The organism is Spiroplasma endosymbiont of Polydrusus cervinus, from assembly GCF_964019755.1.
GTDB lineage: Bacteria > Bacillota_I > Bacilli_A > Mycoplasmatales > Mycoplasmataceae > Spiroplasma.
Genome location: NZ_OZ026469.1, coordinates 462,244 through 474,435 on the forward strand (window position 1 = coordinate 462,244; position 12,192 = coordinate 474,435).

Sequence of the window (12,192 nt, forward strand, 5' to 3'; positions counted from 1 at the left end):
CTTCACCTCGTTTCTAATTTTTTTATTTTATAATATTTTCTGAGATTTTAATAACCTTTTCATTTAAATACGCTAAATGATCTGGTAAGTTATGGAAACTTAATGTTGTTGCATATAAGGCAATCATATAAGCTTTTGTTATTTGTTTCGCCCCATATTTAACATCATTAACAACCGGATGATGGAAATAACTTAACGATGCTCGAATCTGATGTTTCCGACCAGTTATTAATGTTCCTTCTAATCAAGTCGCATTTGCCAATCGCTCTTGAACGATAAAATGCGTGCTAACTGCCTTTGCTATTGGTTGGGAAATTTTAGTAAAACCCATTTTTTGATTAGGCTCATCTTTACACAAATAACCCGTTAAAATAAAGTCATCTTCGGAAATAATCCCTTCACATTTCGCTAAATACTTTTTCTCAATGTATTCTTTTTGATTAATTTTTGTTAATAATAAATCTAAAGTAATTTTATTTTTAGCATATAGAACTAAGCCACGCGTTAATTTATCTAAGCGATGGACATGTGAAATAACAAAAGATTGTTTATCCTGAGGATGATATTCTTGTTTTTGCATTAAATAATTACGAACCATTGCATCTAACGAAACATGAAAATTAGAATGCATTTCAACACCATGGGGTTTATCAACCACTAAAATGTTTTCATCTTCATAAACAACTTGTAATGGTAATAATTTTGCATCAAGAATAGTTGTTTGTTGTTGGCGCTCTGTGACAACTAAATTTTTATCGAAAATAAGAATTTGATCCCCTAACTGCAGTTTATAGTTTCGCTTTTTTACTACTTTGTTATTTACCTTAATTTTTTTATTGCGGAATAACTTGTAAATAACTGATAAAGGAGTTATTTGAAACATTTTTTTAATGAAATTAAAAATCGTTTGATTAACATCATTTGCTTTCACTGTTAACGTAATAACTGCTTTTTGTTCCATACTTCCCCCATTTTTCATAGTTAAATTATATAATGAAAATTAGTATTTATAAGAGGCGTCCTGTACGATGAACCGGCAAAAAACAATCTCACAAAAATTATTTTTTGCCGGTTCATCGTACAGGACGCCTCTTACGAATTATTTAATTTATCACCAATATTTTTAAAACTAAGTTATAATATAAATAATGTTATAGTTAAGGAGGAAAACAATGGCAAAAATGAAATATGCAACAATTAAAATTGCTGTAACATTCCAAAAAGTAATGCTTTGAATTTCTGGGTTTTGATTATTTATCTTGGCAATTTTAAATTCTTTTCCAAGCGTTCATGTTAACACAAAACTTTTTGATCTTCATAATACTGGTGGCGATAATGGCGCAATTATTTTAATTACAGCTTTCTTATTTATTTTTATTACAACCTTTATTCGACATAAAATCGGTAAACTAGTTGCAGGAATTATTTTTATTACTATTGCAGTTGTTGGAGTGATTGGAGCAATTATTACTTCAACAAAAGAAGTTTCAACATGAGTAATTGTTGTTGGTGAATTAATTGCTATAATTGGTTCATTAATTTGATTATTAGAAGGAATTGGGGCAATTCGTGCCAATAAAACTAGTCCTTCTTCAACAAATACAACACCTACAAACAAATAGTAAGTAATTACAAACTGTAAATTGTAAATACTAATCCTATTTTAGATAATTTTAATCGTGGAATATCAATCTTCATATCTACTTTTGGTTTACTACTAGCAACAAATATACCCTGAATTCCGTGCTGTATATTGTAAAACTAAATCATAAAAAGTTAATAAAATTATAACAAATTAAAAATAAAAAACAATAATCACAAAAAATATTAAATTAAAAATATTGTTTTTAATTTGTTATAATTTTATTAACTTTTTATGATTTAGTTTTACAATATACAGCACTTAAATATCCAGGGTGATATTTTTGCCCATGAATGATTTTAGTAATATTATAGAGTGCATTAATATCTTCACCAAAACCAGTTACCATATTGTAATACTTCCCTTCATAATAGACACTATTTCCAGCGGCAAATATGTGGGGATGACTAGTTTGACCATTTGGTTGAATAATGATTTTTCGCATTGGGGTTGTTGCTAATGTAAATTGTTGTAACATTGTTGGCATAACTTTTGCCCCATATTGAACAATAAAATAATCAGCATTAATTGTTAATGTTTCCTTGATTGTTTTGTTGGAAATTCTTAAAGTAGTAATTTTATTATTATTTGTGTCAACCGCTTCAACATGATAAGGTTTTAATTCCTTCACTTTATTTTTTTGTAACTTTTGAACACTGCTTTCTTTTGCACGGTATAGTTCACGGCGATGAACAATTGTTACATCATTACTAATATTATCTTCAACAAGATGATTTGCCCAGTCCACAGAGCTATCACCACCTCCTAGAATAACAATCTTTTTGTTTGCCAACAGAGTTGGATTTTTAACAGCATATCATAAATTATCATATATTTGGACAGGATCAAGATTCTCTAAGCGAATTGGGGTGAACACACCATTACCACTTGTAATTAAAATTGTTTTAACAGTGAGGATTTGGTTTGTTGTTAGGGTAATGGTAAACCCATCTTTTGTTTCCGTAACACTTTGTAAATTAGTTTTGCCAACGTATGTTATTTGCCCGGTGTGTGTTTCAGCTTGTTGCATTAAATTTTCAATAAAAGTTTTTGTTTTAATTTCTTTAAAACCAGGCATATCGTATAGTGGTTTTTCAGGATACAATTCTCAAGGTTGACCACCAGGGTTGTCATTTCCTTCAATGACATAACCACTTAATCCTAACATCCCGGAGCAACTTCACGCATACAAACCAACAGGGCCAGCCCCAATAATTAAAATATCTTTCATTTTTTATAACAATCTTTCTAATTTTTCTGCACTTTAATTATTACATATTTTTTTAAAAGTCTAGCACAATAATTAATTCCTATATATAATAATAAAAGAGAGTGAGTTATTGATGAAAATAATTGTTAAAGATGAGATAGCAACAAAAATTTTAGCTGAAAAAATTGCACCATTTTTACAGCGTAATTTATGTTTATTATTAGAAGGCCCGTTAGCTGTTGGGAAGACGACTTTTACTAAATATTTATTACAAGTTTTAGGAGTAACTGAATCAGTTACTTCACTAACCTTTTTGATTATGCAGCAATATACAACAAAGGACGATATTGGTGTTAATCATATGGATTGTTATCGCTTAGCCGGATTATAACAGCAAGAAGAATGGAAAATCTATTTTGACTATTTTTTAGATATTATTGCTGAAAAGATAATGTTAGACCCATTATTAAATAGTGGTAAATTTACCATTAATACTAATGGCGTGACTGGTGTTGTTGACCAAGAAATTAGCAAAATGTTAGCTTCATTTATTGAAAATGACTTGTTATTAGTTGAAGGAGACCCCGATAGTAATTTTCAATCAGTAGACTATATTGCGGGTAATTTTAAAGGTGAACAATTAACTAAAATATATGATTGATTATTAACTAATTACTATAAAATAAATCGTCATCATGTTCCATCTATTGCTAAAGGGGCTCAACAAACCCAAGCAGAAGTTGCGGGAGTTAATATTCAAACAAACGCCTCTTATGAACAAATGATATATATCAGAGAAATTAAATTAACTGAGTTTATTATTAAGTTAATTAAATATGACAATGCGATTTTAAATAATAGAACATTTAATATTAAAAATATTGATGAGTTAATTGTTGATGTTCACTTACCAGTAAATGCTACTTTAAACAGACAATTAAAAAACAACGAAACTATTATCAATATGCCTAATGAAAAAGGAGAACAAGAATAATGTTAAAACCATCTGAAAAAATGTTAGCACAATTAACAAATGATGAACCAATTGATTATTCAATTGATAATATTCCATTAGATTTTGCTAATCAATCGCAGTACAGTGACCCTGATTTAGAACAATTATTTACCGAAGATCGCGCGAGAACCTTATATATTTATAAAATTAATAATCTTGTTAAGACAAAGCAAAAACCAACCTTAAACTACTCGCAAAATAGCGTTAAAATAGGTTTTATTGACAAAGATGAATATATTAAAATAACTGGTTATGAAATTAGTGAATTTAATTTTAAATTACAAATTCAACAAAATACTACAATTCAAGATAATAGCACAAGTTATGTAATGATTGATGAAAAAGATATTTTAATTAATGAGATGTCAAAACAAGACAAAGCATTTTTAGAAACATTAGATTTAAAAATAGTATCTATCAATGAACCGATTAATGAAAATAACAAAAATGAATGTTATATCATCGAAGAATACAAACGCCCTTATTCGCCATACGGAATTGATATTATTAAATCTATGCACTTAGTTAAAATAACTGATTTTAAGTGAAAAAATCAGAATAGTATTCATTTAGTATTACAAAAATCATTGTCAGAAGATACAGTTTTTACTGGGATTGAAATTAAATATCCTAAAGCAATGTTATTTGGAAATATTAAATGCTGAGGTAATGTCAATGGTGTATATTCTTATCCATCATCAATAGTTCAAAATGCTAGTTTAGTGCCTTTATTATCAATGCCGATTGAAACAAATCCCAGTGTACGAATATTTCAATATTGATTTACCGAAAGTTTTTTACCATGAAGGATTGCCAAAAACTATATTCAAGGTAAAGATATATTAGATATATTAGATGTTAAAAAATTAAATATTGTTTTGTTAAATTATCTAACATATCGTTATAATTATGACCGTAAATTTCAAGGTGCAAAATACAATGAAAAAGGTAACCCCACTAATAAAGCGGCTGAACTACGTCAAAAATTCGAAGGACAAAAATCCGAAGATGTCATTGATGGTTTATTTGAAAACTGAAAATTAGATAATTTTACTTCTTTAAATGATAATGCTGTCAAAAGATTTAAACAAATTATCTATATGTTATCAAATTATACATATAGTAAATACGCAATTAATAAAGGTTATAATGACGATGTTAAATTGTTTTCTCCTTATTATTTTGAATTAATATCTAATCCAAGAGAACTAGAAACTGGGTATTGAGAATTTGAACATTGTAAAGTTAAATTAAATTCATCATATTTTAATTTTACTGGTGGATACACTCCGTCAATTCCAATAAATTATTGAGAAGATGTTTATTCAAATGATAAATTATTCAATAATGTTGATAATAAATATTATTATGTAGTATGGCGTGGTGATAAAAATGCTGGTTGAAAAATTGCTTTATTTAAATTTGAAAATACTAATGTCACAAATATTGATCAGTATGGTAAATACATTATTCAATATAGCGTTAAACAAGGATATAATTCTGGATTAATGTTGGTTGAAAAAAGAAATCCTGGAAATGTATTAATTAAAAGATGAGAAGATGATAATAAACAAGAATATTTTAAGTCTCTTTATCGTTGAAATAATGATAGTGAGCCAAATACACCATTTATCTCACCTAAAACAGGTCGAATTACAGAATTAAATTTAAAAGAAAAAAATAATATAAAAACAAAAGATGATGATATTAAATTAACTGTTAAAAACAAAGATATTTCAGAAAACCATATTTATCAATTAGACTCAAATTATTTTAATTGATTATCCATAACAAATGAATTAGAAACAAACAATATTCCTTCCCTTATTCCAGCAGAAATCAAATTATCTGATGGAGAATATGGTAAATATTTAACTAATTTAATTGTTTCTAACGAAAAAATAGAAGAATATTTAAACTATTTTTCACAATGATATAGATTACTTTATTCTAAAGCAGTTTGAATAAGTATGACTAAAGATTTAGTTGAGGATAGTATTAAAATAACTTTTTATAAACACGAAAAACTATTTGTTTTAAATAAAATTGAATTATCAGGCACATGGGGTTATGGAAATTATGATATTACAATTTTTACAGAAAAAGAACAAATTAATATTAATAATTTACAATTATTTAATAAAAATAATGAAAAATTATCATTGATTATATTAGAAATATAAAAAGTTATTTAGATTTATAAATCTAAATAACTTTTTAATTTATTTTTAACATCTATATTTGGCTCACTATCATTATTTCAACGATAAAGAGACTTAAAATATTCTTGTTTATTATCATCTTCTCATCTTTTAATTAATACATTTCCAGGATTTCTTTTTTCAACCAACATTAATCCAGAATTATATCCTTGTTTAACGCTATATTGAATAATGTATTTACCATACTGATCAATATTTGTGACATTAGTATTTTCAAATTTAAATAAAGCAATTTTTCAACCAGCATTTTTATCACCACGCCATACTACAAAATAATATTTATTATCAACTTGACTAAATGGTTTTTCTTGTGGTGCTATTCATTCTAAAACCCCATCTTTTGTTTTTATATTATTTTTTTCTTTTAAATCTGATAATTCTTTTTCTGTATATTGTGGTGTATTACAAGCAACTAAACTTGCTGTACTTGTTCCAATTAAAGTGATTGTTCCTAAAATAGTTATTATTTTTTTCATTTTATACTTTTTGTTTAATTATTTAAAAAATTACTATTAATTATATAAACATTACTATTATTTGTTACAATATATATATTTTTTTTATTATAATTAATGTAAATTGATTTAATTTCTTTTTTATTTATATTACCAATAATAGTTTTGTGAGAATATCCATCTTTATTCATTTCATAAATATTACCATCAGTTGTTCCAATATAAAAATAACTTACATGATTAAAAGTTTTTATAGCGGCTACAGAACTAACTTTTTCATTGTTAGGAACTTTAATTTCTCTTGCATCTCAACTATTTGCTGGAATATAATAAAGTTTTCCACTATATGTCATCGCATATGCACCACCCTCATGATCAATGTCAATAAATTTTATACTTTCATTTTTATTTATATAATTTTTTATTTTTCCTACATTACCATTGCTTTGATATTTAAAACAAATACCATTTTGAAATCCAGTTCATAAACTTCCTGCTTTAACATAAGAACTAAGAGTACTATCTTTTTCTAAAGTTAAAATAAAGGTTGCTTTTATAATATTTATATTACCATCTTGAGGAAAATTAAGTTGAGATGCATCACAACTATTTGCTGGAATATAATAAAGTTTTCCACTATATGTCATCGCATATGTACTACCTTGGTTATCAATACTAATATATTTTACACCTTCATTTAAATTATTAATTCTAGTTAATTCATAATCTTGTAAAGATCCTTCTTGATATTGAAAATAAACACCGTCAGTTGTTCCTATATATTTAGATCCTGCTTTTAACATAAGAACTAAGAGTACTATCTCTTTTTAAGATACCGATTGAAGTAATTTGTAAACAGTTTTGTATTTTTCTTGGTACTCTATTTCTGTCCCTTCTTCTTATACCACTTGTAGAAGGTTGACAATTATTAAGTTCTTGATTTGTCTGTGCTGTTGTACTAATAACATTAATATTATTAGCATTACGTGTATTTTGATTTCTTGAATTTTGATCTCAATTTATAACTATATTATTTATATCATTTGATCAAGAAACTGTTGGCCTTGGATTATTTTGTTGTCTTGTTCTTAAATTTTGAATCATATTACGTATACTTCCTGTACGGATAGCTTCTGTTGATGTTAATAAAATACTACGTAAGCTTATTCTCATAAAATTATCACCATTATTATATCTTATCCTGTGAGTATTATTATCAAGGATTATTTCTCTATTTGTTAACATATTATTAATTTGATTATATGAATTAACAATACTATCTCAGCTAATTTCTCCATTTCTACCAAGAGTACCATAATCTCCATCAAAATTTAAATCATAGGTATTATTAGTATCAATATCATCTAAGCGCGGAATTTGAGCATCACTAAAATGAAAATATCTTCTGTCACTTTCATTATTTCTATTTATTAAAATAAAACCTTGAAGATACAAATGTGTTGATAAAAAAACTAATTCACTTCTATAATTATCATTACTATCATTATTTATAGGCATGATAACAATTCTAGACAAATCATTTGCATAAGAAGTATTAAAACCTAGTAATCTATCTTCAAAAGTGGTTGTATTTGGAATAAGGTTAATTAAAATATTATTTTGAACCAAATTTTATATAATTTCGTTTATAGAAATTTCATAATCATTATTAGTTTCATAATCAATTTTTAAACTTGATGTAGTATAAAAATTTTGATTTAATTTACCTTTTTTACTTCTGTTTTTATAATTTTCAGTAATAATTCAGGCCTCTCCATTATTATCAACTTTTATATCTTGTATTGCTTAATTTAAGCCAGCAACTTGCCCAATTTCTTCTCTATTGTTTTTTCGATAGTAAACTCCATTTTCAGTTGCAATTCAAACATCAGCAGCGTTTGAACTTGATGCATTAGGCACTAAACTTATTGAAAGAATAGGAACTTGAATATAACTAAGGAAATACGCATTATTTGTTATAGTTTGTTTATTATTATCAACTCAATAAAGCTTACCACTTTCTGCAATTGTAGTTCTTTTTATTCTTTTTAAATTATTTGTTTGCAAATTAATATTTTTATTAATATTTTCTTGTTTTTTATAAGAACTAGCGGCAATTGTTGTTGGTATAGCACTTCCACTAATAGTTAATACACTTAATAAACTTAAAAGTTTTTTCATTTTGTATAATTTCCTTTCTTTAATCTTGAAACTTTTTATCAAGATCTATTGACATTATATATATATATATATATATATGCAAGTCAAGCATTTTTAAATCTATTTTAGAAGGAAGTTGAATTATATATGATTATTATTGTGATTATATTGTACTAATCTGGGCTCGTGGTGATTTTCATAAGTTTTGTGAAAAATGCCTTAAAGTTTAAAAAAACTTTTGCCGCGCTTTTCAAAATACTTGGGAAAAATTCTAAGCGTTAAGCGAAGAATTTTATAAAGGTTACCCAAATTTGTTTGAAAGAACCTCAAAATTTTTTTAACTTGTAAGTCATTTTATCACAAAAATTTAAGAAAATCAACCGCTCGCCCAAAACCCAAAAAAATATAAAATGTATTTTTATATGCCCATTTTAAAATGATACGGATAAGAACCATAAAACAAAGCATCATATGGGTCGTGGTACATATTTTACTGTCGGGTGTGTTTGTTTTGGTATCACTAAACCTTAATTCACTAATGCACCTATATAAAAATGGAAAATTATCTAACATGCCATATATTTTACTTTGAACAAACATTTTTCTTATTCATGTTACACGATTGATTATGCCTGCTTCTTTATTAAGAGATGTTTGGTGTTTTTTGGCTTTAAATATTTTAATTTTATAACCTAAATAAGGATAAATATATTCTTGTAGTTTTTGTATAAAGTCGTGGGCATTAATATCATAATGAAATGTAGCATATTCAAAACCATCAAATTTATCAAATGTATTAATTATTCATTGCCCGTAATGTTCAACTATTTCATTTAAATTCATGACATTTTTTGGGGTAACAACATTTTCTTCAATTAAATATTTATCATATTCATTATTTTCATTAATTTTATAACCACTAAATAAAAATACCGTATGGTCTTCACTACCATTGGCATAATCCACACCAAATGAATAACTATCAAATTGATACTGTTTTGTATTGGAATTATAAAAATATTGTAAATTATAATCTTTAATATATTTACGATATTTGGCGTCCTGTACGATGAACCGGCAAAAAACAATCTCACAAGAATTGTTTTTTGCCGGTTCATCGTACAGGACGCCTCTTACGAATTATTTAATTTATCACCAATATTTTTAAAACTAAGTTATAATATAAATAATGTTATGGTTAAGGAGGAAAACAATGGCAAAAATGAAATATGCAACAATTAAAATTGCTGTAACATTCCAAAAAGTAATGCTTTGAATTTCTGGGTTTTGATTATTTATCTTGGCAATTTTAAATTCTTTTCCAAGCGTTCATGTTAACACAAAACTTTTTGATCTTCATAATACTGGTGGCGATAATGGCGCAATTATTTTAATTACAGCTTTCTTATTTATTTTTATTACAACCTTTATTCGACATAAAATCGGTAAACTAGTTGCAGGAATTATTTTTATTACTATTGCAGTTGTTGGAGTGATTGGAGCAATTATTACTTCAACAAAAGAAGTTTCAACATGAGTAATTGTTGTTGGTGAATTAATCGCTATAATTGGTTCATTAATTTGATTATTAGAAGGAATTGGGGAAATTCGTGCCAATAAAACTAGTCCTTCTTCAACAAGTATAACACCTACAAACAAATAGTAAGTAATTACAAACTGTAAATTGTAAATACTAATCCTATTTTAGATAATTTTAATCGTGGAATATCAATTTTCATATCTACTTTTGGTTTACTACTAGCAACAAATATACCCTGAATTCCGTGCTGTATAATGTAAAACTAAATCATAAAAAGTTAATAAAATTATAACAAATTAAAAATAAAAAACAATAATCACAAAAAATATTAAATTAAAAATATTGTTTTTAATTTGTTATAATTTTATTAACTTTTTATGATTTAGTTTTACATTATACAGCACTTAAATATCCAGGGTGATATTTTTGCCCATGAATGATTTTAGTAATATTATAGAGTGCATTAATAGCTTCACCAAAACCAGTTACCATATTGTAATACTTCCCTTCATAATAGACACTATTTCCAGCGGCAAATATGTGGGGATGACTAGTTTGACCATTTGGTTGAATAATGATTTTTCGCATTGGGGTTGTTGCTAATGTAAATTGTTGTAACATTGTTGGCATAACTTTTGCCCCATATTGAACAATAAAATAATCAGCATTAATTGTTAATGTTTCCTTGATTGTTTTGTTGGCAATTCTTAAAGTAGTAATTTTATTATTATTTGTGTCAACCGCTTCAACATGATAAGGTTTTAATTCCTTCACTTTATTTTTTTGTAACTTTTGAACACTGCTTTCTTTTGCACGGTATAGTTCACGGCGATGAACAATTGTTACATCATTACTAATATTATCTTCAACAAGATGATTTGCCCAGTCCACAGAGCTATCACCACCTCCTAGAATAACAATCTTTTTGTTTGCCAACAGAGTTGGATTTTTAACAGCATATCATAAATTATCATATATTTGGACAGGATCAAGATTCTCTAAGCGAATTGGGGTGAACACACCATTACCACTTGTAATTAAAATTGTTTTAACAGTGAGGATTTGGTTTGTTGTTAGGGTAATGGTAAACCCATCTTTTGTTTCCGTAACACTTTGTAAATTAGTTTTGCCAACGTATGTTATTTGCCCGGTGTGTGTTTCAGATTGTTGCATTAAATTTTCAATAAAAGTTTTTGTTTTAATTTCTTTAAAACCAGGCATATCGTATAGTGGTTTTTCAGGATACAATTCTCAAGGTTGACCACCAGGGTTGTCATTTCCTTCAATGACATAACCACTTAATCCTAACATCCCGGAGCAACTTCACGCATACAAACCAACAGGGCCAGCCCCAATAATTAAAATATCTTTCATTTTTTATAACAACCTTTCTAATTTTTCTGCACTTTAATTATTACATATTTTTTTAAAAGTCTAGCACAATAATTAATTCCTATATATAATAATAAAAGAGAGTGAGTTATTGATGAAAATAATTGTTAAAGATGAGATAGCAACAAAAATTTTAGCTGAAAAAATTGCACCATTTTTACAGTGTAATTTATGTTTATTATTAGAAGGCCCGTTAGCTGTTGGGAAGACGACTTTTACTAAATATTTATTACAAGTTTTAGGAGTAACTGAATCAGTTACTTCACCAACCTTTTTGATTATGCAGCAATATACAACAAAGGACGATATTGGTGTTAATCATATGGATTGTTATCGCTTAGCCGGATTAGAACAGCAAGAAGAATGGAAAATCTATTTTGACTATTTTCCCGATCGGATTAATATTATTGAATGACCAGCATTAATTAGTAACCAAATAAGTTCAAAGTATGAGATAATTAAAATTACCATTAAGGTAGGAAACGACCAAGAACGTCTTTTTACCATTAAAACTAATAATCCGGATTTATCAGCAGCATTAGGAAAAGAAGGATAA

At 26.8% G+C, this 12,192-nt stretch carries 14 protein-coding genes; 6 read left to right on the forward strand and 8 right to left on the reverse strand.

Annotated features, from left to right (window positions below):
* Positions 1 to 22 precede the first annotated feature (22 nt).
* The gene (locus AACK78_RS02925) at positions 23 to 961 is read right to left on the reverse strand and encodes an RluA family pseudouridine synthase (RefSeq protein ID WP_338956285.1); all 939 of its coding nucleotides are present in this window, start codon (positions 959 to 961) and stop codon (positions 23 to 25) included.
* A 211-nt stretch (positions 962 to 1,172) separates the two neighbouring features.
* Here AACK78_RS02925 and AACK78_RS02930 point away from each other — a divergent pair, with 211 nt between their 5' ends.
* Complete coding sequence (locus tag AACK78_RS02930; protein WP_338956287.1) at positions 1,173 to 1,622, forward strand: hypothetical protein; 450 nt, start codon at positions 1,173 to 1,175, stop codon at positions 1,620 to 1,622.
* Positions 1,623 to 1,874: 252 nt separating this feature from the next.
* Here AACK78_RS02930 and AACK78_RS02935 read toward each other — a convergent pair whose 3' ends face one another.
* The gene (locus AACK78_RS02935) at positions 1,875 to 2,873 is read right to left on the reverse strand and encodes an NAD(P)/FAD-dependent oxidoreductase (RefSeq protein ID WP_338956289.1); all 999 of its coding nucleotides are present in this window, start codon (positions 2,871 to 2,873) and stop codon (positions 1,875 to 1,877) included.
* A 112-nt stretch (positions 2,874 to 2,985) separates the two neighbouring features.
* Between AACK78_RS02935 and AACK78_RS02940 the strand changes: the two genes are divergently transcribed.
* Genes AACK78_RS02940 through AACK78_RS02950 form a run of 3 tightly spaced genes read left to right on the forward strand, consistent with a single transcriptional unit; the run spans position 2,986 to position 6,050 of the window.
* On the forward strand, positions 2,986 to 3,243 hold the full coding sequence (locus tag AACK78_RS02940) for a tRNA (adenosine(37)-N6)-threonylcarbamoyltransferase complex ATPase subunit type 1 TsaE (RefSeq protein WP_338956291.1): 258 nt from the start codon (positions 2,986 to 2,988) through the stop codon (positions 3,241 to 3,243).
* A gap of 60 nt (positions 3,244 to 3,303) precedes the next feature.
* Complete coding sequence (locus tag AACK78_RS02945) at positions 3,304 to 3,846, forward strand: hypothetical protein (RefSeq protein ID WP_338956293.1); 543 nt, start codon at positions 3,304 to 3,306, stop codon at positions 3,844 to 3,846.
* Positions 3,846 to 6,050, forward strand: a complete 2,205-nt coding sequence (locus AACK78_RS02950; protein WP_338956294.1) for a hypothetical protein — start codon at positions 3,846 to 3,848, stop codon at positions 6,048 to 6,050. Before AACK78_RS02945 ends, AACK78_RS02950 begins: the two co-directional genes overlap by 1 nt.
* 14 nt (positions 6,051 to 6,064) lie before the next feature.
* Here the strand turns inward: AACK78_RS02950 and AACK78_RS02955 are convergent, their stop codons facing one another.
* The 5 genes from AACK78_RS02955 to AACK78_RS02975 form a co-directional block, all read right to left on the reverse strand.
* Positions 6,065 to 6,565, reverse strand: a complete 501-nt coding sequence (locus AACK78_RS02955) for a lipoprotein (RefSeq protein ID WP_338954657.1) — start codon at positions 6,563 to 6,565, stop codon at positions 6,065 to 6,067.
* Positions 6,566 to 6,579: 14 nt separating this feature from the next.
* Complete coding sequence (locus tag AACK78_RS02960; RefSeq protein WP_338956295.1) at positions 6,580 to 7,347, reverse strand: hypothetical protein; 768 nt, start codon at positions 7,345 to 7,347, stop codon at positions 6,580 to 6,582.
* Positions 7,328 to 8,062, reverse strand: a complete 735-nt coding sequence (locus tag AACK78_RS02965; protein WP_338956297.1) for a hypothetical protein — start codon at positions 8,060 to 8,062, stop codon at positions 7,328 to 7,330. Before AACK78_RS02965 ends, AACK78_RS02960 begins: the two co-directional genes overlap by 20 nt.
* Before the next feature lie 288 nt (positions 8,063 to 8,350).
* Complete coding sequence (locus tag AACK78_RS02970; protein ID WP_338956298.1) at positions 8,351 to 8,725, reverse strand: hypothetical protein; 375 nt, start codon at positions 8,723 to 8,725, stop codon at positions 8,351 to 8,353.
* Between the two features lie 333 nt (positions 8,726 to 9,058).
* Positions 9,059 to 9,670: a hypothetical protein gene (locus AACK78_RS02975; RefSeq protein ID WP_338956300.1), complete on the reverse strand. Its 612-nt coding sequence runs from the start codon at positions 9,668 to 9,670 to the stop codon at positions 9,059 to 9,061.
* 247 nt (positions 9,671 to 9,917) lie between these two features.
* On the opposite strand from AACK78_RS02975, the gene AACK78_RS02980 reads away from it, so the two are divergent.
* Positions 9,918 to 10,367, forward strand: a complete 450-nt coding sequence (locus tag AACK78_RS02980; protein WP_338956302.1) for a hypothetical protein — start codon at positions 9,918 to 9,920, stop codon at positions 10,365 to 10,367.
* A 270-nt stretch (positions 10,368 to 10,637) separates the two neighbouring features.
* On the opposite strand, the gene AACK78_RS02985 is transcribed toward AACK78_RS02980, so the two are convergent.
* Positions 10,638 to 11,618, reverse strand: coding sequence for an NAD(P)/FAD-dependent oxidoreductase (locus AACK78_RS02985; RefSeq protein WP_338956304.1), 981 nt, complete (start codon positions 11,616 to 11,618; stop codon positions 10,638 to 10,640).
* A gap of 112 nt (positions 11,619 to 11,730) precedes the next feature.
* On the opposite strand from AACK78_RS02985, the gene tsaE reads away from it, so the two are divergent.
* The gene (gene tsaE, locus AACK78_RS02990; protein WP_338956306.1) at positions 11,731 to 12,192 is read left to right on the forward strand and encodes a tRNA (adenosine(37)-N6)-threonylcarbamoyltransferase complex ATPase subunit type 1 TsaE; all 462 of its coding nucleotides are present in this window, start codon (positions 11,731 to 11,733) and stop codon (positions 12,190 to 12,192) included.